Here is a 26,054-nt window from a genome sequence, read left to right on the forward strand (position 1 = left end):
GCGTCCCCGTGATTATTGGACGCCGCCAGCCGCCGCGACGGCTGTCTGCTCAGGTTGCCAACCGCCGCCCAGCACCTTGTACAAGGTCACCAGGTTGGTCGATTTGGCCAGGCGCGCCGTGATCAGGCTTTGCTGCGCCGTGTACAGCGCGCGCTGGGCCACCAGGGCGTTCAGGTAGGACTCGGCGCCCTGCTTGTAGCGCGCGTCGTGGATGGCATAGCTCTTCGTCGACGCCTCGACCAGCGAGACCTGCGACTGCAGGCGCTCGTCGATGGTGCCGCGCTGGGCCAGCGCATCGGACACTTCACGGAAGGCGACCTGGATCGCCTTTTCGTATTGCGCCACGGAGATTTCACGCTGCACCTTGGCGATATCGAGGTTGGCGCGGTTCACGCCGCCATCGAAGATCGGCAAGCTGATCTGCGGCAGGAAACTCCACGTGCCGCTGCCCGCCTTGAACAGGCCGGACAGGTTGTCGCTGACCGAACCCGCCGTGGCCGTCAGCGAAATGCGCGGGAAGAAAGCCGCGCGCGCCGCGCCGATATTGGCGTTGGCGGCGCGCAGGGTGCGCTCGGCCGCCAGCACGTCGGGACGGCGCTGCAGCACATCCGATGGCAGGCCGGACGGAATGTCCGCCAGGGCCGTCACGGCGCCGAACTCGCCTTGCGGCAGCAGATCGGCCGGCACGGGGCCGCCCACCAGCAAGACCAGCGCGTTTTGATCCAGCGCAACCTGGCTGGTGAACACGGCCACGTCGGAACGGGCCGATTCGACGCTGGTCTGGGCATCGTACTTGTCCAGGCCCGAAGTAGCGCCGGCACTGAAGCGGCGCACGGCCAGGTCATACGACGACTGCTGGCTCTTCAAGGTGTCCTGCGCCACGCGCAGGCGCTGCTGGTCGGCCACCAGGTTCAGATAGGTGCTGGCCACTTCGGCCACCAGGCTGATCTGCTGCGCGCGGCGTGCTTCTTCCGTGCCCAGGTATTGCTCCAACGCGCTGTCGGACAGGCTGCGCACGCGGCCGAAGAAGTCCAGCTCGTAGGCCGACACGCCCAGGTTCGCCGTGTACTGGCGGTTGATCGACGCTTCGCCCGTCGGGCTGGCGTTTTTCGAGATGCGCGTGGCCGACTGGCCGCCCGACGCCGACAAGGTCGGGATCAGGGCGGCGCGTTCGATGCCGTACGTGGCGCGCGCCTTCTCGATGTTCAGGATCGAGACGCGCAGGTCGCGGTTGTTGGCCAGCGCCAGTTCCAGTACCTGGCGCAGGCGCGCATCGGCAAAGAACTCGCGCCAGGCGACGTCCGCCACCGGCTTGGCATCGGTGGCGGCCGTGTCGGCCTTGTAGGACGGGCCGGTCGGCCAGCTTGTGGGCGCCGGCGCGGCCGGACGCTCATACGTGGGAGCCAGGCTGCAACCGGCCAGCAAGGCCAGCGCCGCCATGGAGAGTAGCGATTTTTTCATATTAATGTGCATCCTTGGAAAGCGTGACGGCTGGCGAACCAGGCGTCGCCGGCGTGGCGGGCGCGTCCGGCTTCGAGAAGAAGCCGCGCACCAGCACGAAGAACACCGGCACGAAGAAGATACCGAGGAAGGTGGCCGTCAACATGCCGCCCAGCACGCCGATACCGATGGCGTTCTGGCTGCCGGAACCGGCGCCGCTGGAAATGGCCAGCGGCAACACGCCCAGGCCGAAGGCAATCGAGGTCATCAGGATCGGACGCAGACGCAGACGCACCGCATGCAAGGTCGCGTCCAGCAGCGACATGCCCGATTCCTGCATTTCCTTGGCAAATTCCACGATCAGAATCGCGTTCTTCGCCGACAGGCCCACCACCGTGAGCAAGCCCACCTGGAAGTACACGTCGTTCGACAGGCCGAACAGCCAGGTGCCGAGCACGGCGCCGATCACGCCCAGCGGTACCACCAGCAGCACCGAGAATGGAATCGACCAGCTTTCATACAGCGCAGCCAGGCACAGGAACACGATCAGCAGCGACAGCGCGTACAGCTGCGGCGTCTGCGAACCGGATTCGCGCTCTTCCAGCGACACGCCGGTCCAGCTGAAACCGATGCCAGGCGGCAGCTTGGCCACCATCTCTTCCATGGCGTTCATGGCCGCGCCCGTGCTCTGGCCCGGCGCCGGCGTACCGAGGATCTCTACCGACGGCAAGCCGTTGTAGCGTTCCAGGCGTGGCGAGGCGTAAATCCACTTGCCGGTGGCGAAGGCCGAGAACGGCACCATCGCACCAGCGGTGTTGCGCACGAACCACTTGTTCAAGTCTTCCGGCAGCATGCGCGATTCGGCATTACCTTGCATAAACACTTTCTTCACGCGGCCACGGTCGAGGAAGTCGTTCACATACGAACTACCCCAGCCCACGCTCAGCACGCGGTTGATTTCCGCGATCTGCAAGCCCAGCGCCGTCGCCTTCTGCTGGTCGATCTCGATCTTGTACTGCGGCGTATCTTCCTGGCCGTTCGGGCGCACGCCGACCATGGCCGGATTCTGCGACGCCATGCCCAGCAACTGGTTACGCGCCGCCATCAGGGCGTCATGGCCGACACCGCCGATATCCTGCAGCTGCATGTCGAAACCGGTGGCGTTACCCAGTTCCAGCACGGCAGGCGGGGCGAACGTAAACACCATCGCATCCTTGATCTGCAACAACTTGCCCATGGCGCGACCGGCCACGGCGGGCGCTTTCTGCGCCACGTCCTTGCGCAGCGACCAGTCTTTCAGGCGCACGAAGGCGATACCCGTATTCTGGCCGTTACCGCCGAAGCTGAAACCGGCGACGGCAAACACGGAAGCGACGTTGTCTTTCTCGCTGTTCATGAAGTGGTCTTCGACCTGCTCGATCACTTTCAGGGTGCGCTCTTGCGTGGCGCCCGTCGGCAATTGAATCTGCGTAAACAGGATGCCCTGGTCTTCTTCCGGCAGGAAGGAAGTCGGCAGGCGCATGAAGATGAACACGAGGCCGGCCAGCAGCAGCACGTACAACAGCATCGAGCGGAAGCGGTGGGTGATCATGGCGCCAACCCAGCCCTGGTAGGTGTTGCTGCTGCGGTCGAAGCTGCGGTTGAACCAGCCGAAGAAACCCTTGTTGGTGGCGTGATGGCCCTTCTCTACCGGTTTGAGCAAGGTGGCGCACAAGGCTGGCGTAAACACCAGCGCGACGACGACGGACAGCACCATCGACGACACGATCGTGATCGAGAACTGGCGGTAAATCACGCCCGTCGAACCGCCGAAGAAGGCCATCGGCACGAACACGGCCGACAGCACCATGGCGATACCGACCAGCGCGCCCGTGATCTGCGTCATGGACTTGCGCGTCGCTTCCAGCGGCGACAAGCCCTCTTCGCTCATCACGCGCTCGACGTTTTCCACCACCACGATCGCATCATCGACCAAGAGACCGATGGCCAGCACCATGGCGAACATGGTGAGCGTATTGATCGAATAACCGAACGCGTTCAGGATGCCGAAGGTACCGAGCAGCACGACCGGCACGGCCATGGTCGGGATCAGGGTGGCGCGGAAGTTTTGCAGGAACAGGTACATCACCAGGAACACCAGGATGACCGCTTCGACCAGGGTCTTGACCACTTCCTCGATCGACAGCTTCACGAACGGGGTGGTATCGAACGCCACCTGGTAGCTCATGCCTTCAGGGAACTGCTTGCTCAGCGTACCGAGCATGGCCTTGGCCGCATTGGCCGTGTCGAGCGCGTTCGCGCCCGTCGCCAGCTTGATCGCCACGCCGGTGGCCGCATGGCCGTTGTAGCGGGCCACGGTGTTGTAGTTCTCGCGGCCCAGTTCCATGCTGGCCACGTCCTTCAGGTGCACCATGGCGCCGTTGGTCGTGGTTTTCAGCAAGATGGCGCCGAACTGCTCCACCGTTTGCAAGCGGCTTTGCGCCGACACGGTGGCGTTCAGCTGCTGGCCCTTGACGGACGGCGTGCCGCCCAGTTCACCGGCCGACACTTCCGCATTCTGCGCCTGCACGGCCGTGATCACGTCCGCCGGGGTCAGGTTGAAGCTTTGCAGCTTGGCCGGGTCGAGCCAGATACGCATCGCGTACTGCGAACCGAACAGGGTCACGTCGCCCACGCCAGCCACGCGGCTCAGTGGATCGACGACGTTGGCGGCCACATAGTCGCTCAAGTCGGTCTGGTCCATCTTGCCGTTTTCGGAAATGAAGCCGAACACCATCAGGAAGTTCTTCGTCGCTTTCGACACGACCAGACCCTGCTGCGTGACAGCCGTCGGCAGCAGTGGCGTGGCCAGCTGCAGCTTGTTCTGTACTTGCACTTGGGCAATATCAGGATTGGTGCCGCTGGTAAACGTCAGCGTAATGCTGATGCCGCCAGTCGCATCGCTCGACGAAGCCATGTAGCGCAAGCCGTCGATACCCTTCATCTTTTGTTCGATGACCTGGGTGACCGCGTCTTCCACGGTCTTGGCGGAGGCGCCAGGGTAGGAGCCGCTGATCGAAATCGACGGCGGAGCGATGCTCGGGTACTGCGCGATCGGCAGGCTGAGGATCGAAATCACGCCGGCAAGCATGATGACGATCGCGACCACCCAGGCAAAAATCGGGCGGTCAATGAAAAAACGGGCCATTAATATTCTCCTGAATTAGTGGGCGCTGGCAGCCGATGCGGCGGCAGAGGCGGCAGCGGCGGGCGCAGGAGCAGCTTCGGCCTTGGCCGGCACGGCAACGGCCGGCGCGCCTGGCTTGATTTTTTGCAAGCCTTCCACGATCACGCGGTCGCCTGCGGCCAGACCCGATGTCACCAGCCAGTTGGTGCCGACCGTGCCGCTGGTCGTCAGCACGCGTTGCTCGACCTTGTTTTCCTTGTTCAGGATCATGGCCGTGGCCTGGCCCTTCTGGTTGCGCGTCACGCCCACTTGCGGCACGGTGATGGCTTTTTCATCGACGCCCGTTGCCAGCTGCGCGCGCACGTACATGCCTGGCAGCAATTCGCCTTTCGGGTTCGGGAACAGCGCGCGCAACACGACGTTGCCGGTGGTCGGATCGACCGTCACGCCGGCGAACTGCAGCTTGCCCGATTCGCCGTACTTGCTGCCGTCCGGCAGAATCAGATCGACCTTGGCCTGGCCCTCGCCGACTTTCTTCAGCGAGCCGTCGGCCATCTGGCGCTTCAGGCGCAGCAGGTCGGTGCTCGACTGGGTCACGTCGACATAGATCGGGTCGAGTTGCTGCACGGTGGTCAAGGCTTCCGCCTGGCCCGCCGTGACCAGCGCGCCGGCCGTCACGGTCGAGCGGCTGGTGCGGCCGCTGATCGGTGCCGTCACGGTGCTGTACTTCAGGTTGATATTCGCCGTTTCCAGCGCCGCGGCGGCGGACTCGACGTCTGCCTTGGCCTGTTCGAAGGCGGCGACGGCGTCATCGTATTCCTGGCGGCTGACGCCTTCGATGGCGACCAGCTCCTTGTAGCGCGACGCTTTCGGACCAGCCGTCAGCAGGTTGGCCTTGGCTTTCGACAGCGCGGCCTTGGCCGAGTTATAGGCGGCCTGGTAGGTGGCAGGGTCGATCTGATACAGGGCCGTGCCCGCTTTCACATCGCTACCTTCGACGAACAGGCGCTTCTGGATCAAGCCGCCCACTTGCGGGCGCACATCGGCGACCTGGTAGGCATTCGTACGGCCGGGCAATTCGGCGCTCATCGGCAACGCGGCCGGATTAACAGTAAACACGACGACCTGCGGCGCTTGCTGCGCGTGAGGAGCTTCCTGTTTTTTACTGCAGCCGGCCATGATTACAGTGGCGCACAGAACGGCAATAGCGCCGCTCGTACGCGGCGACGTCAAGGAAAAGGTTGGTTGCATCTTGGACTTTCTGAAAAAGAAGCTGGCTAGTGTCGTTAGAAATGACTAAATTTATTAACGCAGATCAAAGAATGAACGATCATTCTAAAATCGTCAAGCATCGTTACAATTGAAACATAGTAACTTTCAATTGAATTTTATTGCCAATGATGCAATAAAATTGACAAAAACAGCAGGAGCGCACCACCAGGATCAGTCGAAAAACTGGCAGGCAACGGTAAAACGGTCAGGCGGGAAAGTTGTATTGAATGAATACTGTAGCAGGCAAAGGATATTTTTGCTGAAGATGCAGACAAGTACGCAACAGTTGCTGGCGCAGCCAGGATTGCCGCATAATTATTTACTAATGGTATCGAAAAGACATGGCATGGCGTGTGCGCTAAGATAGATGCCCGCAGCTTGACATGGCAGGGGTACAGCGATGACAGCACAGGCGCAGGAAGCCATACCACCGTACGGCACGGCCAGCCAGGCCACGCCCTCCCTGCTGTCGACCGGGGTTCCCGGCCTCGATGCCGTGCTCGCCGGCGGCCTGCTGGCAGAACGCCTGTACCTGGTCGAAGGAGAACCGGGCACGGGCAAGACCACGCTGGCGCTGCAATTCCTGGCCGAGGGGGCGCGCCACGGCGCTTCCGTGCTGTATATCGCACTGGCCGAATCCGAAACCGAACTGCGCGGCGCGGCCCTGTCGCACGGCTGGGACCTGGCCGGCATCGCCATCGAGGAAGTGGCGCCCAGCGACGACATGCTCGACCCGCAACGCCAGTACACCATCTTCCACCCGTCCGAAATCGAACTGGCCTCGACCAACCAGCGCATCCTGGCCGCCATCGAAAAACACCGGCCCGCCAGGCTGGTGCTCGACTCCTTATCCGAATTGCAACTGCTGGCGGAAAACCCGCTGCGCTACCGGCGCCAGGTCGTGGCCCTGAAGCAATATCTGGCGAGCCGGCAGTGCACCACCATGCTGATCGACGACCGCTCCGCCCTCGATGACGGCTTGCAGGTGCGTAGCGTGGCCCATTGCGTGATTTCCCTGGAACTGCAAAACCAGGCCTATGGCAACGACCGGCGCCGCGTGCGCGTGGTGAAATACCGGGGCGTGCCATTTCGCAGCGGCACCCACGATTACAAGATCGCCCACGACGGCCTGCTCGTCTATCCGCGCCTGGTGGCGGCCGACTCGCGCCGCGATGGCGATCACCGCCGCCTCTCCAGCGGCGTGCCCGAACTGGACGCCATGATGGGCGGCGGTCTGGAAGAAGGCATGAGCACCCTCATTTCCGGACCCGCCGGCAGCGGCAAGTCCACGCTGGCGGCGCAATTCGTGCACGCGGCCACCGCGCGCGGCGAACCGTGCGCCATGTTCCTGTTCGAGGAAGCGCGCAGCAAGCTGCTGCACCGGGCCGACGGCGTGGGCATGCGCCTGAAAAGCGCGCTCGACACCGGCTTGCTGAGCGCGCAGCAGATCGATCCGGCCGAACTGGCGCCCGGCGAATTCGCCCAGGCCGTGGTCGATGCGGCCGAACGGGGCGCCAAGGTAATCGTCATCGACAGCCTGAACGGCTACATGCATGCGGTGCCCGACGAGCGCTTCCAGAGCACCTATCTGCATGAGCTGCTCAATTACCTGAGCCAGCGCGGCGTGGCCACCCTGCTGGTGGGAGTGCAGCAGAACATGCTGGGCACGGCCATGACCACCTCGGCCGATGCCAGCTACCTGGCCGACAGCGTCGTCATGCTGCGCTACTACGAAACGGAAGGCGAGGTGCGGCAAGCCATTTCCGTCTTCAAGAAGCGGGGCAGCGCGCACGAACGCAGCATCCGCCGCTTCGAAATCAGTGCGCAGGGCATCCGCATCGGCCCTGCCCTGGCCGGTTTCCACGGCATCCTGTCGGGCATACCCACCGTCGGCGGCACGCCATTTCCCTAGGGCTTGCCATGGAACAGCGCATCCTGATCTACGCCCCGGTCGGCCAGGACGCCAGCCTGGCCGGCAAGGTGCTCGACAGTGGCGCCATCGCCAGCCATGCCTGCCAGTCCGCCGGCGAGCTGGCGGAGCAGCTGCCGCTGGGCGCGGGCGGCGTGCTGACAGTGGAAGAGGCGCTGCATGCGGGCGCCTACCAGGTGCTCGATGACTACACGCGCCAGCAGCCGGACTGGTCCGACCTGCCCATCATCCTGCTCACGCATGGCGGCCAGGATACGCTGCCGCTGCGGCAAGCCATTTCCACGCTGGGCAACCTGACCCTGCTGGAACGCCCCGTCCACATGCTGACCCTGCTCACGTGTACGCATGCGATGCTGCGCGCGCGCCAGCGCCAGTACCAGGTACGCGAAACGCAGCAGCGCAAGGATGAATTCCTCGCCAGCCTGGGCCATGAACTGCGCAATCCGCTGGCGCCCATCAAGACATCGATGGCCCTGCTCGGCCACCTGTATCCGGAGTCGGAGCAGGTAGCCAAGGTCAGGGGCGTGATCGACCGCCAGGTCACGCATTTGACGCGGCTGGTCGACGATTTGCTCGACGTGGCCCGCATCACCAGCGGCAAGGTGGAGCTGCAACGCAAGCACTTTTCACTGGAACGGGTGATCGCGCATGTGCTGGAACTGTGCCAGCCAGCGGCCTGCAAGGGACTCGTCAGCATCGGCGTGGACTTGCCGCCATATGCCGTCATGCTGCATGCCGACTATGCGCGCGTGGTGCAGATCTTTGCCAATATCGTCTCGAACGCCGTGAAATTCACGCCGCCCGGCGGGCATATCCATCTGGGGGCGCACCTGGAAGAAAACCAGCTGTCCGTCGCCATCGAGGATAACGGCATCGGCCTCGACGCCGCGGCCATCCCGCGCATCTTTTCCATGTTCGAACAAAGCCGCACCGTGGCAGGCCAGATGGCCAGCGGCCTGGGCATCGGCCTGAGCCTGGCGCGCCAGTTCGCCGAAATGCATGGCGGTACGGTGCAAGCGTACAGCGACGGCCCCGGCCGGGGTAGCCGCTTCGTCGTGACCTTGCCTGCCAGCATGGCCGGCGCATCGCAGGACGCTGACGATGCCACGGCGCCAGGGGCGCCAGCCGGCATGGGCCAGGCGCGACAGGTGCTGGTAGTGGACGACAACCGCGATGCGGCCGATTCGCTGCAAACCCTGTTCCAGCTGGAAGGCTATGCCGTGGCCGTCGCCTACGACGGCGCGCAGGCGCTGGCGGCCGTCGAGACGGCATGGCCGCAGCTGATCGTGATGGACCTGGGCATGCCGGGCATGGATGGCTACGAAACGGCGCGCCGCATCCGCCAGCAGGCGCGCGGGCGCGACGTGCTGATGATCGCGCTGACGGGCTGGGGCCAGCGCGACGCACGCCACCGCACGGCGCAGGCGGGCTTCGACCACCACCTGACAAAACCGGTGGACTTTGCCACCATCATCGCCCTGCTGGAACAGCACCTGGCGCGGCGGACGGCGGCGCAGAAAACATAAGCGCCGCCTCCGCCGTGGCCGCTACTTCCACTTTCCCCGCAACTCTTGCACTTTTTTCTGCAGCAATTCCGGCGTGGCGGCCTCGGGCGCGACAGGCATGCCCACCGCCAGCGACAGACGCGAGCGCAAGCCCGCCTTGAAGGCGCGCTCGAACAAATGGCCATTGCGGTGGCTCAACAAGTGCCCCCAGAGGCCGCGCAGCGCCAGCGGAATCACGGGCACCTTGCTGCGCTCGACGATCTTGGCGATGCCGCCCTTGAATTCGCTGATCTGACCCGTGCGGGTCAGTTTGCCTTCGGGGAAGATGCACACGAGTTCCCCCTCGTGCAGGGCTTGCGCAATATCAATGAAGGCCTTTTCCATCAGGAATGGGTCTTCCTTGGCCGGCGCGATGGGAATCGCCTTGGCCGTGCGGAAAATCCAGCCCATCAGGGGCATCTTGAAAATCTTGTGGTCCATGACGAAACGGATGGGACGGGGGCTGGCCGCCATGATGACGATGGCGTCGACGTAGCTGACGTGGTTGCACACCAGCACGGCCGCGCCTTCCGCGGGAATGCGCTCGCCATCGACGACTTTGACGCGATGCACGGTCTGGATCAAAATCCACGCCAGGAAGCGCATGAGGAATTCCGGCACCAGCGAGAAGATGTAGGCGGCCACCAGCGCGTTCAGAATCGCCGTGACGAGGAACAGCTGCGGTATGGTAAAGCCTTGGCCCAGCAGCACGATGGCCACGCCGGCGGCCGCCACCATGAACAGGGCGTTGAGAATATTCATGCCGGCGATCGTGCGCGAAATGTGTTTCGGGTCGCAGCGCGTCTGGATCAGGGCGAACAGGGGCACGATGAAGAAGCCGCCGAACATGCCGATCATGACGATGTCGAGCAAGATGCGCGGCACGCCCGCCTGGCTGACAAAGGCCAGCGCGTCGACCACTTGCGTATTCGCATAGGCATTGCTGGCGAAATACAGGTCGATGCCAAACAGCGACAGGCCGATGGAGCCGAACGGCACCAGGCCGATCTCGATCTTGTGGCCCGACAGACGCTCGCACAGCAAGGAACCCGTGCCGATACCGACGGAAAACACCGTCAGCAGCAGCACGAACACGCTGTGGTCGCCATGCAGGAAGTCCTTCGAATACACGGGGAACTGGGCCAGGATCAGGGCGCCGTAAAACCAGAACCAGGAGTTGCCCAGCATGGCGAGAAAGACGGGACGGTTCTTGCGCGAAAAATTCAGGTTGCGCAACGATTCGGCGACAAAGTTCAGGCTCACCTTCAGCTCCGGCTCGGGCGCGGGCGTGCGCGGCACGCGGTAGCTGGCGATCAGGCCAAACACGGCCACGGCAATCGTCGCGCCGGCCACCAGTTCCACGCCCAGCGGCTTGTGCACGATCAACACGGCACCGAGGATTTCCCCCAATAAAATGCCGACAAAGGTGCCCATCTCGATCAGGCCATTGCCGCCGACCAATTCCTCGGGTTTGAGCTGCTGCGGCAGATACGCATACTTGACGGGGCCAAACAGGGTCGAATGCACGCCCATGCCGACCACGGCGGCCACCAGCAGCCACAGCGTGTGCGTCATCCAGCCAGCGGCGGCCACGGCCATGATGGCCAGCTCCATCCATTTGACGAAGCGCGCCAGGCCCGCCTTTTCGAATTTATCTGCCAGCTGGCCCGCCGTGGCCGAGAACACGACATAAGGCAGGATGAACAGGCCGGGAATCAGGTTGGTGATGGTCGACGGATCGAGCGTGGTCCAGCTCAGCGCATCGTAGGCGAGGATCACCATCAGCGCCGTCTTGAACAGATTGTCGTTGAAGGCGCCAAAGAACTGGGTCCAGAAAAAGGGCCCGAAACGGCGCTGCGACAATAAGGAAAACTGGCTGCTTTGACTCATGGCATGGGGAACCGGCAATTAAGGAATTGCTAAAATACAGCACTATCTCGCGCACGACAATCTGAATGTCGTCATCTTGCTCACCGTCAATACGGGAAGCCGGCAACCGTCCCAAGCTGGGACCGCCCATTCGACAGGCTGCCTGGCACTGCAAAAAATCGCCTGTTTATTGATAATAAGGTAAGGTGCGCATCATCGGGCGCCGTTGCCCGTCCTTTCAGGAAAGCTGCCCCATGTTTGGATTGTTATCGCTGATCATACTTGGCTTGCTGATCGCCGCCTTCGTGCAGGTACTGCAGCACCGCAGGAAAGTAGCCGATCTGGCGTTGCTGACGGCGCGCCTGCGCAAGGAGGTCGACGGCATGCAGGCCCGTCTGCAGGCGCTGGAAGGCCATGCCAAGGCGCCTGCTGCCGCGCCCGCCGTGGAGCCTGCTGCGCCAGCGCCTGTGCCGGCGCCTGTTACTACCTGCGTGACTGCACCGATGCCGCCTGCCGTGCCCGTGCAGCAAGCAGCCGTGATCGAGCAGGTCGAACTGGCAAAGGTCGCGCCAGCCATCACCTCCGCAGCTGCGCCAGCGGCACCAGCGGCCCCGTCCAGGCCCGTGCCTGCTGCGCCCGCCACTCCCAACACCCCGTCCTGGATCGCGCGCCCGGATGGCCTGTTTGCCAAGGCGAAGAACTGGCTGTTGACCGGCAACCTGGTCGCCAAGCTGGGTTTGCTGATCCTCTTTCTCGGCGTCAGCTTCCTGCTCAAATACGTGTCGGCGCAGGTCACGCTGCCCATCGAACTGCGCCTGGCCGGCATCGCGCTGGCCGACATCGCCCTGCTGGCCTGGGCCTGGCGCATCCGCGTCAAGCGTCCCGGCATCAGCTTGCCGCTGCAGGGCACGGCGCTGGCGATATTGATGCTGGTCACATTCGGCGCCTTCCGCCTGTATGCACTGATACCGGCCGGCCTGGCGTTTGCCATGCTGTTCGTGCTGACGGCGTTCACGTGTTTGCTGGCCGTGCTGCAAAACGCCGTCTGGCTGGCCGTCTTCGGCATCGTCGGCGGCTTTGCCGTGCCCCTGCTCGTGTCGACGGGCAGCGGCAACCATATCGGGCTGTTCAGCTATTACGCGCTGCTCAATGCGGGCGTCTTCGCCATCGCCCTGAAGCGCGCCTGGCGCGTGCTGAATGTGCTGAGCTTTGGCTTCACCTTCGTCGTCGCCACCACCTGGGGCCTGCTGCGCTACACCCCGGAGAACTACCTGTCGACGCAACTGTTTTTGATCCTGTTCGTGCTGTTCTATATCGGCATCGCGATCGCCTACTGCGCGCGCCAGGCGCCGCGCCTCAAGCATTACGTGGATGGCACGCTCGTGTTCGGCACGCCGCTGGCGGCCATGGGCCTGCAATACAGCCTGGTCTGGAATTTTAAATTTGGCCTGGCGTTTTCCGCGCTGGTCGCCGGTTTGACCTACACGGGGCTGGCCGTGGCCCTGTGGCGCAGGAACGGCTTCAAACTGCTGGCCGAAGCCTTCCTCGCGCTGGGCATCGTCTTCGGCACCCTGGCCATCCCGTTCGCCCTCGACGGCCGCTGGACGTCGGCCGCCTGGGCGCTGGAAGGCGCGGGCATCGTCTGGGTCGGCTTGCGCCAGCGCCAGACCCTGGCTTGGGCCTTCGGCCTGCTGGTGCAGGGGGCCGCCTGGCTTGCCTTCCTCATCGCCATGCAGCAACTCAATACGGCATTGGCCCTGCAGGCCAACATCTGGCTCGGCTGCGCGCTGCTGGCCGCCGCCGCGCTGGTGATGGCCTACAATTTCCGCCGCCATGGCAGCCACTTGCATCCGGAGTTCATGTGCAGCATGTCCGTGCTGTTCCTGACGGCCGCCACGGCCTGGCTGCTGGGCGGCCTCTGGAGCGAAATCCTGCTGCGCACGGACGCCGCCACGCAACTGAACCTGCTGACGATCAGCGCGCTGGCGGTGGCGGCCCTGCTGGCGGCGCTGGCGCGGCGCGAACAATGGCATGCGCCGCGCGCGCTGCTGCTGGCCGTGCAGGTACTGGCCGGCATGGTCATGCTCAGCCACGCCAGCTGGGCCTGGGACCAGCACCCGGCCAGCCTGTTCGGCGGCTCCTTCCTCAGCGCCCTGCTGCTGGGCGCCGCCGCCTTTGCCAGCGCCCGTTTCCTGGCGCTGCGCGCGCGCGGCGGCGACGCGCTGCTGGCCCTGGTAGCGCGTCCGCTGCTGGTCTGGAGCGGCTTGCTGTGGTTTGCCGCCATCCTCATGCCGTTCGTCAGCTGGCTGCTGCGCCTGATCGACGGCGACCCGGCCATGCAGCCGCACGCGGGCGAGCACTGGCTGGCGCTGTACCTGATCGCCGTGTGCGTGACAACGCCCTTATTCGCCATCCTGGCGCGGCGCCTGGACTGGCCGCAACTGCGCTGGTTGACCGTGGCCGCCTGGCTAGGCCTGGGCCTGTGGAGCGCCAAGCTGCTGCTGGCCTTGTACCTGCGCGATTACCTGCCGACAGGCTTGAGCTGGCTGGCGCTGGCCTGCGCCCTGGCGGCCGGCGAATATCTGCTGCGTGCCTGGCCGCAAGCGGGCTGGTCACTCGACGTACGGGCGCAGCGTCTGCTGCACACGCTGCGCACGGCCGCGCCATGGCTGATGCTGTGGCCCGTGGGCGCCATGCATGTCAGCACCTGGCTGGCGCGGCACGAAGGCAGCGTCAGCCCCGCATGGGCCCGCTACTTGCCAGCCTGGACCATGATGCTGGTACTGGCCTGGCTGATCCGCCGCTGCCGTGCTGGCGCCTGGCCGGTGGCGCCGCTTGCCGCGTGGTACCAGCGCACCTTGATACCGCTGGGCGCGCTGTGGTCGCTGCTGCTGATCGCCGCATGGAACGTCTTTGACGATGGCGCCATGGCACCGCTGCCCTACTTGCCGCTGCTCAACCCGCTGGACCTGAGCACGGGCTTTGCCGTGCTGCTGGCCATCGCCAGCTACCGTTCATTCCCGGCCGGCCAGATCCCGCTGCCGCCCCTGTGGCAAGCGCGCTTGCCCGTCGTGGCCGCGTGCTTGCTGTATGGCTGGTTCAACCTGATGCTGCTGCGCACGGTCTCGCACTACCTCGGCGTGCCCTACACCTTTGACGCCATGCTGGCCTCGCAGTTCGTGCAGGCGATGCTGTCGCTCGTCTGGAGCATCACGGCCCTGCTGCTGATGCGCCACGCGGCCCGCCAGCAGCGGCGCCAGCAATGGAGCATGGGCGCCGTGCTGCTGGGGCTGGTTGTCTTGAAACTGTTCCTGATCGACCTGTCGAACGTGGGCGGCATCGAACGCATCATCTCCTTTGTCGGTGTCGGCTTGCTGATGGTCTTGATCGGCTACCTGGCGCCTTTCCCCAAGGCTGTCGCGCCAGCGCCGGCCGAACCGCACCCGGAAGCCGCATGAAACCCATATTGATCTGTTGCAGCCTGCTGGTGGCAGGCGCCGCGCTGGCCGCGCCTGGCCAGGACCGGCCGCAGGACTATGGCTGGCGCATGCCCGTGCAGGTGCCGGCGGGCGCCGGCATCGTCCAGCTATCGTTGCCCAGGGAAGTCTACCTGCACGCCAGCTCGGCCAGCCTGGCCGACGTGCGCCTGTTCGATGGCGACGGCAAGCGCCTGGCCTATGCCATCGGTGCACCGCCCGCGCAGTCGGCCACGCGACGCACGAACATTCCAGCCCGGATCTTCCCCGTGACGGGCGCGCCGGCAACTGGCGATGGCTTGCAAGGCATCGACATCCGCACGGCCGACGATGGCCGGCTACTGTCGGTCAGCACGCGCGCCGGCACGGCAGCGGCCACGACGGCGCTGCAGGCGCTGATCCTCGACCTGGGCAAGCAAGGGCAAGACAAGCGCATCGCCGCCCTGCGCTTCACGCCGCCGGCCCGCACGGACAATTACAGTGCACAAGTGCTGCTCGAAGTAAGCGACGACCTGAAGCAATGGGACGCCATCGGCACCACCACCCTGAATTGGCTCAGCAACAGCGACACGCAAACCCTGGCCAACGACAGCATCGCCTTTGCGCCGCGCGCGTTTCGCTATGCGCGCCTGAGCTGGCAAGCGGGCGAAGCGCTGGCCTTTGCCGCGATCACGGCGCAAGCCGTGAGCGAAACGGCCGTCGCCCCACCGCATGCCTCCGTCGTGCTGCAAGGCGCGCCCGGCAAGCAGGACAATGAATGGCGCTACGCCACGCCCCGCGCCATTCCCGCCGACAGCATCGCCCTGCAATTGACGCAGACCAATACGGTGCTGCCCGTGACCCTGGGCGTGTATCGCCAGAACAGCTATGTTCCCCGGCACCGGCTGCACCTGCGCCAGCAGGCGCGTGCCGCGCAAGGCGCGTATTTCGATCCCCTGCTGAGCACGACGTTTTACCGCATCGGCCTCGATGGCAAGGAGAGAGTCTCGGGCGAGCTGGCCATGCCCGTGACGCACACCGGCGAATGGGTACTGCAGACCTCCCCGGAACACCCGCTCTCCGCCGGCAATGCACCCGCCTTGCGCCTGGGCTGGACACCGGCCACCGTCGTCTTCCTGGCCAGCGGCAAGCCGCCCTATCAGCTGGCGTTCGGCAACAGCGACGCCGCCGCCGTGGCGCAGCCGCTGTCGCAGGTGGCGCCCGGCTTCAAGGCGGACGAATTGCTGGCGCTCAAGACGGCCAGCGCCGGCCCGCTCCAGACCAGCGCCGGCGCTGAGGCACCCCCGCGCGTCAGCCAGGACGGGGCAACTTGGCGCCTGGCCGCGCTATGGGCCGCACTGCTGCTGGGCGTGGCCGTGCTGGGCTTTTTTGCCTGGCGCTTGCTGTCGCAGATGAAACAGGAACAAGGCAGTACCGACAAGCAGGAGCATTAGCCTGACCGCGACATCGCCACCGCTACTGCCGCAGCAGCGCCTTGAACGTCTGCGGCATCCAGGGACGCGCCGCCAGCATGAAGCTGATGGCCAGGCGCTCGTCGCCGGGCAGGCGCGCGTCTTCCTGGTGCTGCTGCGAAAACTCCACCGCCACTTGCTTCAAGCGCTCCAGCAAGGCCGCCGTGGATTTTTTCGACAGCATCACATTGACTAAACGCAATAATTCCGTCTCGCCATCGAATTGCGCATTCAGGTAGTCGCCATACGCTTCCTTTTTGAAATACGTGTGAATCGGGCCGTTCGGTATCCACGCAAACGTGCGCGCCACCAGCAGTTTGACCCGGTTATTCGGCAGCAGTTCCAGGAAACCGATCTTGTCGAGGCGCAGCAAATATTTGACGGCTTGCGCCTCGCTGATGTCATAGGTGGCGACGATCTGTTCCAGCGGCAGCAGGTTCAGCGCGGAGACGGCCACCACGAACAGCCGGGTATCCTCGATGATTTCCTTTTCCTGGGCATACGTCAGCCCCGTGATCAGGGTGGGCGCGGCCTGGGCGGACTGCACGGCCAGCGCCAGTTGCTGGAAATCGCTGCCGATGGCCACCAGGATCTGGTCCAGTCGCTGCAGGGTAAATTGCTTCTGCGAAAACATTCGCTTGACGCTGGCTTCGGACACGCCGATGCGCTGGGCCAGTTCGGCATACGTGACGGCGCGCGCCTTCAACAGGCGTTTCAGGGCTTCGATCAAGGCGTGGGTTTGCGGCATGCACTTCCTTTATAAAAATAGCATCGGTTCCAGCGGCAAAAAAGTAGCGCAATACGCTACCTGCGGTATGCCCGCCCGCTACGAGTAGCGTTTTCATTGACCAATTTCCCACAGTCTACAATGATGGCGTTGCCACTTGGCACACTTGAAGGAGAAACACATGAAACGCCTGCTGCCCCTTTGCCTGTCCCTGTCGCTGTTGACGCTCTCCGTGGCCGCTGCCGGCCCGGTCCACGCCGCCGCCTCGGAGAACCTGTCGAAAGGCTCGCAAAACCTCAGCCAGGGTTCCGCCGTCGTCGTCGCCGGCTCCATGTCGATGCTGGTCGCCTCCGGCCAGGTGGTCGTTGCCAGCGTGGAAACGGTAGGCGAAGGCATCGTCATCGTGCTGAAAGGCGCGTCCGAGGCGGGCGGCGCATCCATCCAGATGAGCACGCAAGCGGCCAAGGGCCTGTCGCTGGCGGCCGGCACCGTGGTCAACGTGGTGGCGCTGTCCACCGGCCATATGCTGGTCCTGTCCGGCAAGGCCATCGCCTTTATCCCGAACGAACTGGGCAAGGCACTGCTGCACCACTCCAAGGCGTAAGCACCCATGAACAACGCAAATCCCATGAAACAGTTGCTCGCCGCCGCCGTGCTGTGCGCCGCCAGCCTGGCGCCGCTGGCCCAGGCCAACTCCGATACCACCAACGCGTCCGACAACGCCAGCATGGCCTCGGCCGTCGTGCTGGTCGGCTCCATGTCGGTGCTGGCCGCCGCCGGTGACATCGTCATCGACAAGGTGGAAGACGCGGCCGATGGCAGTGTCCTCGTGCTGAAAAGCGCGGCCAACGGTGCCTCGCAGGCGGCCACGGCCTCCGTCAAGCTCAGCCAGAAGGCCACGCAAGGCCTGTCGCTGGCGGCCGGCACGGCCGTCAACGTGGTCGCCGTCGCGACGGGCCACATGCTGCTGCTGTCGGGCAAGGCCATCGCCTATGTGCCGAACGCGGCCGGCAATGCCATCCTCCACCATTCGAAAGGCTGAACCCCATGAAACGCCTGACCGTCATTGTTCTCAGCCTGGCCCTGGCCGGCGCCGCCCATGCGGGGCGTTCGTGCGAGGAAAAGCCAACGGACGCGAGCACCCTCGTCAAATCGATGGACCTGGCGCAAAAAACCCTGCAAGCGCTCGACGCCTCGGGCGCGCAGGTGGCGCTGGTGGCGCGCGCCGGCCAAGACCTGTCGAAGTACCATTTGCGCTATTCGCACATGGCGCTGGCCTGGCGCGACCATCCGAAGGGCCGCTGGCTGGTGGTGCATGAACTCAATGAATGCGGCACGGCGCAATCGTCGCTGTACAACGAAGGCTTGGGCAATTTCTTCATGGATGATGTGTTCATGTATGAAACCCTGATCCTGATTCCCGGCCAGGATACGCAGCAGCAACTGGCGCGCCTGTTGACGTCGAACACGCCCAAGCGCCTGCATGAGGCGCACTACAATATGCTGGCCTACCCGTTTTCCACCAAGTACCAGAACTCGAACCAATGGGTGCTGGAAACCTTGGCCGCCGCCAGCAACGAGCCTGGCAAGATCGAGACGCGCGCCGAAGCGCAAGGCTGGCTGCGCAGCGCCAGCTACGCGCCGCAAACGCTGAGCATACCCGCCGCCACGCGCCTGGGCGCGCGCATGTTCCGCGCGAATATCGCCTTCGACGACCACCCGTTCGAGCGCCGCATGACACGCCAGATCGACGTCGTCACCGTCGACTCCATCGTGCGCTTCATGCGCCAGCGCGAACCGAAGGTGCAGGAAATCGTCGTGCAGGGAAATTAAGCGCGCTGCAGCAGACGGAACAGCGGACCGATCAGCAAGACCAGCACCACCATGCGGGCCACGTGAAAGGCCGTGACGACGGGCACGCCCAGATGCAGGGTCTTGGCCGTCAGCGACATCTCGGCGATGCCGCCGGGCGAGGTAGCCAGGATGGCCGTGCCGGGATGGATGGCCAGCCAATGCGACAGGCCCAGGCCGAAGGCGGCCGCCACCAGCAGCATCAATGCCGTGCAGGCGGCCACGCTGGCCAGGTAGCGCGGGGCCGTGTGCAGGAAATCTGGACTGAAGCGCGTGCCCAGGGCGATGCCGATGAACAGCTGGCCCGCGCGTATCACCCACTCGGGCAGGCGCGACAGATGAATGCCGCATGCCGTCAGCAGCAGCGCCGCCAGCAGCGGGCCGATGACCCAGGCGTTGGGCAGCCGGCCCCGCTTGCATGCGAGGGCGGCCAGCACGGTGGCGCCGAGCAGCAGCGCCAGCCCGCCGTAGTCGACCAGCGCGGCGCCCGGCACGAAGCTTTCATGCCCCGCTGCCAGCCCGTGGCTGCCCCAGTAGCGCACGCCGAACGGAATGGTCGCCACCACCAGCATCATGCGCAGGCTGTGCGCGGCCGCCACCTTGCCCACGTCGGCGCCATGGCGCTCGCTCTGCACCGCCATCTCGGAGGCGCCGCCGACGGCCATGGCAAAAAAGGCCGTGGCCGTGTCGACACCGGACAGGTGCCGCAGCAGCAGCGCGCCGGCAGCACCCAGCGCCAGCGCGAACAGCACGGCGCCGGCAATCCACGGCAGGTAGGACGACAGCACGGCCAGCACGGGCGCCGTGAAATACAGGCCCAGCGCCGTGCCGATGGCCCACTGGCCCGCCTCGCGCACGCGCACGGGGCAAGCCAGTTCGCGTCCGGCCAGGCGCAGGGCGGCCGTGGCGAACAGGGGGCCGATCATCCACGGCAGCGGCGTGTGCAGCCACAGGCAGATGGCGGCGCCCGCCAGGCCGGCGATCAGCGCGGCAGCAAAGGCGCGCCAGCGCGGCCACCACGGCACCGTTAAAACACCCAGAGCTTGTCGGCCGGCATGTGCAGCCAGTACTTGCCCGCTTCAAGCTTGTGGCGCGAATACGCGCGCAGGCTGATGTTGTCCGCGCCGCCCCGTTCGAACAGGCATTCCCAGCGGTCGCCCAGGTACATGCAGGTCAGCAGCGGCAGCTCGATGGCGTTGTCCACCTGCGTGGCGCTGATCTTCACCTCCTCGACGCGGATCATGGTGGTCACTTCCGTGCCCACGTTGGCGCCGCGCGCCACGCCCTGCAGGGACGCGCCGTCGACGAGCAGGCGCACGGCACTGCCCTCGCGCTGCACCACCTTGCCGGGCAAGCGGTTATTGCTGCCCATGAACTCGGCCGTAAACAGGGTGTCCGGCGTTTCATACATGCTTTGCGGCGTGCCCTGCTGCTCGATCTTGCCGTTATTGAGCAGCAAGATACGGTCGGAAATGGCCATCGCCTCGCCCTGGTCGTGCGTCACCATCAGCGCGGACAGGCCCAGGCGCACGATCAGTTCGCGCAGGAAGGCGCGCGCCTCTTCGCGCAGCTTGGCGTCGAGGTTCGACAGCGGCTCGTCGAGCAGGATCACGGGCGGGTTGTACACCAGCGCGCGGGCGATCGCCACGCGCTGCTGCTGGCCGCCGGACAGCTGATGCGGATAGCGTTCGCCCAGGTGCCCCAGGCCCAGCTGCGTCAGCACTTCCTTGATGCGCGCGGCGATCTCCGTGCTGCCCATCTTGCGCAGCTTGAGGCCATAGGCGACGTTGTCGAACACGGTCTTGTGCGGCCACAGCGCGTACGACTGAAACACCAGCCCCAGGTTGCGCTGCTCGGCCGGCATCTCGAAATGCTGCGCGCCATCGAAGACATTGCGTTCGCCGATCTGGATCGTGCCCGCCTTCGGGCTTTCCAGCCCCGCCACGGCGCGCAGCAAGGTGGTCTTGCCGCTGCCCGAAGGCCCCAGCAGGGCAACCACTTCGCCCTTCTGCAGGTGCATGGATACGCCCTTCAGGATCTGGTTGGCGGATGGGCCGGTGCCGTAGTCCAGGTACAGTTCATTGACAGTCAATTCATTCATGATGTGGTCTCAGTCTTCTATTAATTATGGAGTTTCACGCCAAAACGCAAGGCGATGCCCAGGCCGATGGCCACCAGGGTGATATTGATGAAGGACAGCGCCGCCACCAGGTCGGTCGAGCCGCCGGCCCACAGCGACACCAGCATGGCGCCGATCACTTCCGTGCCCGGCGAGAGCAGGTACACGCCCGTCGAATATTCGCGCTCGAAGATCAGGAACACCATCAGCCAGGCGCCCAGCAAGCCGTATTTGATCAGCGGCAGGGTGACGTCGCGCGTCACCTGGCCGCGGCTGGCGCCGACGGCGCGCGCCGCCTCTTCCAGCTCCGGGCCCACCTGCAGCAAGGCCGTGGAAATGAGGCGCATGCCGTAGGCCATCCACACCACCGAATACGCGAGCCACAGGGCGAAAATCGTCGAGCGCAGTTCGCGCAGCACGGGAATCACGTGGCCGCTCAGCCACAGGGCCACGCCGTTGTCCATGCCTTTCAATATGCCGTCGAGCCAGGCCGGCACGAACAGGAACACCCACAGGAACGACAGGCCGGCCAAGAGGCCAGGCACGGCGCGCGGCACCAGCACGCTGTAATCGAGCAGGCGGGTGATGCCGTCCTGCTTGCGGTGCATGGCCAGCGCGATGAAGCTGTAGCAGCCCACGGCCAGCGCACCGCCGACGACGCCGATCAGGATGGTGTTGACGATGCCGCGCACCAGCGAAGGCTGATCGAAAATGTCGCGGAAATGCTGCAAGGTCAATACGTCGGCCAGGTGCACGCCCTCGCCCCAGTACTGCACGAAGGAGCGCAGCACGATGCCCGTCAACGGCAGGATGATGGTGAAGATCAGCCAGCCGGCCAGCAGGGCGAACGCCAGCCACTTCCAGCGCCCCAGCGGCATGGCCTTGCTGCGCGCGCCCTTGCCCTTGATCGACACATATTTGTTGGCGGATTTCAGCAGCCAGCGCTGTATCATCACCAGCGGCATGGTCACCATCACCAGGCAGACGGCGACGGCCGCCATCAGGTGGTACGACGGCGTACCGAGCTTGTTGGTCAGCTTGTACAGATAGGTCGGCAGCACCAGGTGGCCTTCCGGATCGCCGAGCACCAGCACCAGGCCGAACACTTCGAAGCCGAGGAAGAACACCAGCACGCCCGCATATGCCAGGGCCGGCATGATCATCGGCAGCGACACGTTCAACATCACCTGGATCGGCGAGGCGCCGGCCACGCGGGCCGCCTCTTCCACGTCCGAACCCAGGCTTTTCAGCGCCGACGAAGCGTACAAGTAGACGTGCGGCACGTGCGTCAGGCCGGCGATGATGACGATGCTGGTGAACGAATAGATATTCCAGGGCACGAAGCCGAGCAGCTCCTTGGCCCAGGTCGAGTAAAAGCCCACGGGACCCATCGAGACGACGTAGCCGAAGCCCATCACCATCGGCGAGACAAAGATCGGCACCAGCAGCATGGGGGCCACCCAGCCGCGTCCTGGCAGGTCGGTGCGCACCATCAGGAAGGCCAGCATGCCGCCCAGCGGCACGGCGATGACGGTCAGGCCGAAGGCCAGCATCAGGCCATTCTTGAAGGCCATGGCGAAGTCGGGATCATCAAAGATGAAACGGTAGGAATCAAAGCCGAATTCGCGCACCGGCATGAAAAACGGCGCGTTCAAAAAGCTCTGGTAAAAAATCAGGAACAGCGGCAGGAAAATGGCGATCAGCGTGATCGTCACGACTACGCCGCGCGACCAGTTCAGGCGCGACAAGGGAGAGCGCGACCGTGCAGGCAGCGGCAAGATGGCAGTTTGCATGATGAATCCAATGAATGAAGGGTATGGCGTACGCCCGCAAGCCAGGCTCGCGGGCGGCCAGGACGGCATTGGCTGTTTTTACTTCTTGCCGGCGGTCTCTTTCCACTGCTTCAAGAAGGCCATGCGCTTGGCAGGTCCCAAAAATTGCAGGATGATCGGGTGCACGGGTATCGGCTTGACGTTGGCCGCGCCGATTTGCTTGATCAGGTCGGCCGACGTGGTTTCGCCCGTGACGTCGGCGCGGATGGCGAACAGCTTGGCGCCGTTGGCGATGATGGTCTGGCCGCGATGCGACAAGATGTAATCGAGCCACAGCTTGCTGGCGTTGACGTTCTTCGCGTTCTTGTTGATGAACTGCACGCGCGACAAAATCAGCGTGTAATCCTTGGGCAGCACCACGCCGATCGACGGGTCGGTCTTGGCGCGCACCAGGGCATAAGAGCCCAGCACGTTGTAGCCGATCAGGTTTTCACCGGACGAAATGCGCTCCATCATGGTGCCCGTCGACGACTGCACGCGCACCTTGGCCGTGCCGAAGGCGTTTTCCAGCGCCAGGAATTGCGGGTATTCCTTGGCATCCTGCGCCATGAACATGAAGCCCACGCCCGATTTTTCGATGTCGTAGGTGGTGACCTTGTCCTTGAATTTCGGCGTGGCGATCAGCTTGACGAAGTCATCGTGATTCTTCGGCACTTCCTTGGCGTCGAGCAAGCGCTTGTTGTAGACGATGGCGGCCGGCTCGAACGTGGTGCCGTAAGCCTGGTCATCCCACATGGCCCAGCCGGGAATCTTCGCCGCTTCGACGGATTTGTACTTGAGCGCATAGCCATCGGAGGCCAGGCGCATCTGCAAGTCCATCGCGGACGACCACATCACGTCGGCCGTGTTGCCGCCGGCGGCCACTTCGGAAATGAAGCGGTTGTACACCTCGGTCGAATTCATGTCGTTGTATTCGACCGAAATGCCCGGATACAGGGCGCTGAAATCCTTGATCAGCGGCGCGGCGGCCTTGCTGTCGGTCGCGCTGTAGATCACCACCTTGCCTTCCTTCTTGGCCGCGTCGACGATCTTCTGGTAATCGGCCGGATAGCCGGGCGGCACTTGCGCAAAGGCGGCGCCGGCCAGGCTGGCAAACGCGGTGGCAATGGCGGCCTGAAGCAGGGTCTTGGTTTGCATGGGGTTGTCTCCGTCTGTGAAATAGTTTTTTAAATGGGATGGCGTTCAGCGCATTAATCCAAGCTCGCTGGCCTGCCGCGCATATTCGTCGACCGCCTTCCTGACATACGCGGTCAGCTTCGGCCCCGTCAGGGCGAACGGGTACAGGCCGGCCTGCGCGCGCCATTCGGCGAACTGCGGCGTGGCCATGGCGCGGTCAAAGGTGGCCACCCAGCGCTGGTAGTCCGCTTCGGGCACCTGCGGCCCCATCCACACGCCGCGGATGATGGGCCAGACCACGTCGACGCCCTGCTCGCGCGCCGTCGGTACGCCGGCCAGCACGCCGGGCAGGCGCTTTTCCGACAGCACCGCCAGCACGCGCGCATGGTTGGCGCCGGCGTTCAGGGTGGCTTCGGACGTATCGCCCGAGACCACCTGCACGTAATCGGCCTGCATCGCCGTGAATACTTCGCCGCCGCCTTCGAGGGCGACGAAGCGCAGCACTTTCGGGTCGATGCCGGCATGGCGCGCCACCAGCGCCATCTTCAGCCAGTCCTGGCTGCCGATGGTGCCGGAGACGCCGATCAGCACCCTGTCAGGATGCTGGCGTAATGCCGCGATCAGGTCGCCCAGCGTCTTGTAGGGCGAGTCGCTGCGCACGGCGATCATGCCGTAATCGGCGCCCAGCGCCGCCACCCAGCGCACGTCGCCCGCCTTGGCATTGCCGAACTTGCCCTGCGCCAGATTGAGCAGCGAGCCGCCCGAAAAGGCCACCAGGGTGTTCGCTTCCGCGCGGCGGCGCTGCGAGCCCATCGAATGCCAGGCCACCGCGCCGATGCCGCCTGGCAGGTAGCTGATGCGCATGGGACCTGCCGCTGCTGCCGCGCCCTCTTGCGCCAGGCCTTTTTTCGCCAGCTTGCACGTCAGATCCATGGCGCCGCCCGGCTTGGACGGCACCACGCATTCGACCGGCGCCGGCGCGCCGGCCTGCGCCACCGCACAGGCGGGCAGCAGCAGGCACAGCATCGACAGGAACGGAAGGCGCGGCATGCTCATGGCTTAGAAGCGGTGCTGGATGCCGGCGATGACGCCACGCTGCGTGTTGCCGAAACCGGCATCGTCGCGCGACAGGCTGACCAGCTGATTGTTCTTGGCCTTGGCGTAGGCGCCAGCGACGTACAGGTCAGTGCGCTTGGACAGCGCATAGCGCACGCGCGCCACGTACATGATCGGATCGGCATCCGTATTGGCGGCCACGTTCTTCACGTCCTGGTAGTAGATGACGCCCGTCAGCGTGACTTGCGGCGTGGTCAGGTAGCTGACGCCGCCCCAGTACAGGGTGCCGCGCACATCAGGCTTGCCGCTGGCGGCCGGATCGAGCTTGTAGTCGCGCGCCACGGCCTGCACCTTCCATGGACCTTCGTTGTACATCGCGCCCAGGTGATAGGAGGTGGTCTTGTCGCGCGCACCGCCCGCGATGCTGTCGGCGTTGACGCGTTCATAGGTGGCCAGCAGGCTGACCGGACCGGCCGTATAGGTCACGCCGGAAGAAAACTTGGCGCTGTCCTGGGCGCCCGTGGCTTTCTCGCCGAAACCGTAGGAGGCGCCGAACTTGAAGTCGCCGGCCGTGCCCGAGTACTTGACCAGGTTGTCGAAACCGGTCGTCATGCCGTACTTGCTTGGGCCGCTGGCGTTGGCCGAGGTACCCCACGAATAGTAAGGCGCATAACCCATCGGATCGAACGGCAGCACGAAGTCGTACACGGTGGTGAACGAGCGGCCCAGCACCAGGCGGCCATAGCTGCCTTCCAGGCCCACATAGGCCTGGCGCTTGAACAGCACGGCACCATCAATGGCCCCCGTATCCATCAGAATGCCGCCTTCCAGGTTGAACACGGCTTTCAGGCCGCCGCCCAGGTCTTCATTGCCGCGGATGCCCCAGCGCGAGGTATTCATGCCGCCGGAACTGACGCGGCTGAGCGAGCCTTTCGATGCCGAAGCGTTGCTGGTGTTGTCGACGCCGACGTCGAGCAAGCCATAGACGGTGACGTTCGACTGTGCCTGGGCAGCGCCGGCTGCGGCGGCGAGAACGGCCATGGCGGCCAGCGAGAATGCGGTTTTTTTCATAATGGGTCTCCCTCAGATATAGTTATTGGTGATATGCCTGATCAATTTCATGAATCAGGATCACACTATATGAGCGCCATCCTTTCAATTGGCTTTCAGCATGACAGGTGTCGCCGGCCAGCCACAATGGACAT

The 26,054-nt window shown here is 64.5% G+C and carries 18 protein-coding genes; 7 read left to right on the plus strand and 11 right to left on the minus strand.

Annotated elements, in window-relative coordinates; all coding sequences use genetic code 11:
• Positions 1 to 12: 12 nt before the first annotated feature.
• From adeC to AC3RCJ_RS22135, 3 genes are read right to left on the minus strand one after another with little or no spacing between them, the layout of a single operon-like run.
• Positions 13 to 1,461: an AdeC/AdeK/OprM family multidrug efflux complex outer membrane factor gene (gene adeC / locus AC3RCJ_RS22125; RefSeq protein ID WP_492959100.1), complete on the minus strand. Its 1,449-nt coding sequence runs from the start codon at positions 1,459 to 1,461 to the stop codon at positions 13 to 15.
• 1 nt (position 1,462) lies between these two features.
• Positions 1,463 to 4,627 carry an efflux RND transporter permease subunit gene (locus AC3RCJ_RS22130; protein ID WP_492959102.1) on the minus strand — a complete coding sequence of 1,055 codons (3,165 nt, stop codon included), beginning with the start codon at positions 4,625 to 4,627 and terminating at the stop codon, positions 1,463 to 1,465.
• A 15-nt stretch (positions 4,628 to 4,642) separates the two neighbouring features.
• Positions 4,643 to 5,857 carry an efflux RND transporter periplasmic adaptor subunit gene (locus tag AC3RCJ_RS22135; protein WP_492959104.1) on the minus strand — a complete coding sequence of 405 codons (1,215 nt, stop codon included), beginning with the start codon at positions 5,855 to 5,857 and terminating at the stop codon, positions 4,643 to 4,645.
• A gap of 421 nt (positions 5,858 to 6,278) precedes the next feature.
• On the opposite strand from AC3RCJ_RS22135, the gene AC3RCJ_RS22140 reads away from it, so the two are divergent.
• Both AC3RCJ_RS22140 and AC3RCJ_RS22145 read left to right on the plus strand, forming a co-directional pair.
• Positions 6,279 to 7,790, plus strand: coding sequence for an ATPase domain-containing protein (locus tag AC3RCJ_RS22140; RefSeq protein ID WP_492959106.1), 1,512 nt, complete (start codon positions 6,279 to 6,281; stop codon positions 7,788 to 7,790).
• 8 nt (positions 7,791 to 7,798) lie between these two features.
• Positions 7,799 to 9,334, plus strand: a complete 1,536-nt coding sequence (locus tag AC3RCJ_RS22145; protein WP_492959108.1) for a hybrid sensor histidine kinase/response regulator — start codon at positions 7,799 to 7,801, stop codon at positions 9,332 to 9,334.
• A gap of 21 nt (positions 9,335 to 9,355) precedes the next feature.
• On the opposite strand, the gene AC3RCJ_RS22150 is transcribed toward AC3RCJ_RS22145, so the two are convergent.
• The gene (locus AC3RCJ_RS22150) at positions 9,356 to 11,242 is read right to left on the minus strand and encodes an MFS transporter (RefSeq protein WP_492959110.1); all 1,887 of its coding nucleotides are present in this window, start codon (positions 11,240 to 11,242) and stop codon (positions 9,356 to 9,358) included.
• Positions 11,243 to 11,475: 233 nt separating this feature from the next.
• Here AC3RCJ_RS22150 and AC3RCJ_RS22155 point away from each other — a divergent pair, with 233 nt between their 5' ends.
• Both AC3RCJ_RS22155 and AC3RCJ_RS22160 read left to right on the plus strand, forming a co-directional pair.
• Positions 11,476 to 14,679: a DUF2339 domain-containing protein gene (locus tag AC3RCJ_RS22155; RefSeq protein ID WP_492959112.1), complete on the plus strand. Its 3,204-nt coding sequence runs from the start codon at positions 11,476 to 11,478 to the stop codon at positions 14,677 to 14,679.
• Positions 14,676 to 16,130, plus strand: a complete 1,455-nt coding sequence (locus AC3RCJ_RS22160) for a DUF3999 family protein (RefSeq protein WP_492959114.1) — start codon at positions 14,676 to 14,678, stop codon at positions 16,128 to 16,130. Before AC3RCJ_RS22155 ends, AC3RCJ_RS22160 begins: the two co-directional genes overlap by 4 nt.
• A gap of 22 nt (positions 16,131 to 16,152) precedes the next feature.
• On the opposite strand, the gene AC3RCJ_RS22165 is transcribed toward AC3RCJ_RS22160, so the two are convergent.
• On the minus strand, positions 16,153 to 16,896 hold the full coding sequence (locus AC3RCJ_RS22165) for a helix-turn-helix domain-containing protein (RefSeq protein ID WP_492959116.1): 744 nt from the start codon (positions 16,894 to 16,896) through the stop codon (positions 16,153 to 16,155).
• Between the two features lie 160 nt (positions 16,897 to 17,056).
• On the opposite strand from AC3RCJ_RS22165, the gene AC3RCJ_RS22170 reads away from it, so the two are divergent.
• From AC3RCJ_RS22170 to AC3RCJ_RS22180, 3 genes are read left to right on the plus strand one after another with little or no spacing between them, the layout of a single operon-like run.
• Entirely contained in the window at positions 17,057 to 17,479 is a 423-nt protein-coding gene (locus tag AC3RCJ_RS22170; RefSeq protein WP_492959118.1) for a hypothetical protein, read from the plus strand.
• Positions 17,480 to 17,503: 24 nt separating this feature from the next.
• On the plus strand, positions 17,504 to 17,917 hold the full coding sequence (locus AC3RCJ_RS22175) for a hypothetical protein (RefSeq protein ID WP_492959120.1): 414 nt from the start codon (positions 17,504 to 17,506) through the stop codon (positions 17,915 to 17,917).
• A gap of 5 nt (positions 17,918 to 17,922) precedes the next feature.
• Positions 17,923 to 18,708, plus strand: coding sequence for a DUF2145 domain-containing protein (locus tag AC3RCJ_RS22180; protein WP_492959122.1), 786 nt, complete (start codon positions 17,923 to 17,925; stop codon positions 18,706 to 18,708).
• Here the strand turns inward: AC3RCJ_RS22180 and AC3RCJ_RS22185 are convergent.
• From AC3RCJ_RS22185 to AC3RCJ_RS22210, 6 genes are all read right to left on the minus strand, one after another.
• A complete protein-coding gene (locus AC3RCJ_RS22185) occupies positions 18,705 to 19,751 on the minus strand; it encodes an AbrB family transcriptional regulator (RefSeq protein ID WP_492959124.1) in 1,047 nt (348 codons plus the stop codon). The two genes, AC3RCJ_RS22180 and AC3RCJ_RS22185, sit on opposite strands and share 4 nt — an antisense overlap.
• A 2-nt stretch (positions 19,752 to 19,753) precedes the next feature.
• Positions 19,754 to 20,827 carry an ABC transporter ATP-binding protein gene (locus AC3RCJ_RS22190; RefSeq protein ID WP_492959126.1) on the minus strand — a complete coding sequence of 358 codons (1,074 nt, stop codon included), beginning with the start codon at positions 20,825 to 20,827 and terminating at the stop codon, positions 19,754 to 19,756.
• Positions 20,828 to 20,847: 20 nt separating this feature from the next.
• Positions 20,848 to 22,638: an ABC transporter permease gene (locus AC3RCJ_RS22195; protein ID WP_492959128.1), complete on the minus strand. Its 1,791-nt coding sequence runs from the start codon at positions 22,636 to 22,638 to the stop codon at positions 20,848 to 20,850.
• Between the two features lie 78 nt (positions 22,639 to 22,716).
• Complete coding sequence (locus tag AC3RCJ_RS22200) at positions 22,717 to 23,814, minus strand: ABC transporter substrate-binding protein (RefSeq protein ID WP_492959130.1); 1,098 nt, start codon at positions 23,812 to 23,814, stop codon at positions 22,717 to 22,719.
• A 45-nt stretch (positions 23,815 to 23,859) separates the two neighbouring features.
• Positions 23,860 to 24,819, minus strand: coding sequence for a Bug family tripartite tricarboxylate transporter substrate binding protein (locus AC3RCJ_RS22205; protein WP_492959184.1), 960 nt, complete (start codon positions 24,817 to 24,819; stop codon positions 23,860 to 23,862).
• Between the two features lie 33 nt (positions 24,820 to 24,852).
• Positions 24,853 to 25,920: a porin gene (locus AC3RCJ_RS22210; protein ID WP_492959132.1), complete on the minus strand. Its 1,068-nt coding sequence runs from the start codon at positions 25,918 to 25,920 to the stop codon at positions 24,853 to 24,855.
• Positions 25,921 to 26,054: the final 134 nt, after the last annotated feature.

This window comes from Janthinobacterium sp. GW822-FHT07H11 (assembly GCF_058798615.1).

What these genes read in the sequence shown, in the direction of transcription:
- AC3RCJ_RS22155 (WP_492959112.1), top strand. Translation starts at nt 11,476, where the DNA reads ATGTTTGGATTGTTATCGCTGATCATACTTGGCTTGCTGATCGCCGCC.
- AC3RCJ_RS22200 (WP_492959130.1), bottom strand. Translation starts at nt 23,814, where the DNA reads ATGCAAACCAAGACCCTGCTTCAGGCCGCCATTGCCACCGCGTTTGCC.
- AC3RCJ_RS22145 (WP_492959108.1), top strand. Translation starts at nt 7,799, where the DNA reads ATGGAACAGCGCATCCTGATCTACGCCCCGGTCGGCCAGGACGCCAGC.
- AC3RCJ_RS22175 (WP_492959120.1), top strand. Translation starts at nt 17,504, where the DNA reads ATGAAACAGTTGCTCGCCGCCGCCGTGCTGTGCGCCGCCAGCCTGGCG.
- AC3RCJ_RS22130 (WP_492959102.1), bottom strand. Translation starts at nt 4,627, where the DNA reads ATGGCCCGTTTTTTCATTGACCGCCCGATTTTTGCCTGGGTGGTCGCG.
- AC3RCJ_RS22205 (WP_492959184.1), bottom strand. Translation starts at nt 24,819, where the DNA reads ATGCTGTGCCTGCTGCTGCCCGCCTGTGCGGTGGCGCAGGCCGGCGCG.
- AC3RCJ_RS22160 (WP_492959114.1), top strand. Translation starts at nt 14,676, where the DNA reads ATGAAACCCATATTGATCTGTTGCAGCCTGCTGGTGGCAGGCGCCGCG.
- AC3RCJ_RS22140 (WP_492959106.1), top strand. Translation starts at nt 6,279, where the DNA reads ATGACAGCACAGGCGCAGGAAGCCATACCACCGTACGGCACGGCCAGC.
- AC3RCJ_RS22165 (WP_492959116.1), bottom strand. Translation starts at nt 16,896, where the DNA reads ATGCCGCAAACCCACGCCTTGATCGAAGCCCTGAAACGCCTGTTGAAG.
- AC3RCJ_RS22210 (WP_492959132.1), bottom strand. Translation starts at nt 25,920, where the DNA reads ATGAAAAAAACCGCATTCTCGCTGGCCGCCATGGCCGTTCTCGCCGCC.
- adeC (WP_492959100.1), bottom strand. Translation starts at nt 1,461, where the DNA reads ATGAAAAAATCGCTACTCTCCATGGCGGCGCTGGCCTTGCTGGCCGGT.
- AC3RCJ_RS22135 (WP_492959104.1), bottom strand. Translation starts at nt 5,857, where the DNA reads ATGCAACCAACCTTTTCCTTGACGTCGCCGCGTACGAGCGGCGCTATT.
- AC3RCJ_RS22180 (WP_492959122.1), top strand. Translation starts at nt 17,923, where the DNA reads ATGAAACGCCTGACCGTCATTGTTCTCAGCCTGGCCCTGGCCGGCGCC.
- AC3RCJ_RS22170 (WP_492959118.1), top strand. Translation starts at nt 17,057, where the DNA reads ATGAAACGCCTGCTGCCCCTTTGCCTGTCCCTGTCGCTGTTGACGCTC.
- AC3RCJ_RS22195 (WP_492959128.1), bottom strand. Translation starts at nt 22,638, where the DNA reads ATGCAAACTGCCATCTTGCCGCTGCCTGCACGGTCGCGCTCTCCCTTG.
- AC3RCJ_RS22150 (WP_492959110.1), bottom strand. Translation starts at nt 11,242, where the DNA reads ATGAGTCAAAGCAGCCAGTTTTCCTTATTGTCGCAGCGCCGTTTCGGG.
- AC3RCJ_RS22190 (WP_492959126.1), bottom strand. Translation starts at nt 20,827, where the DNA reads ATGAATGAATTGACTGTCAATGAACTGTACCTGGACTACGGCACCGGC.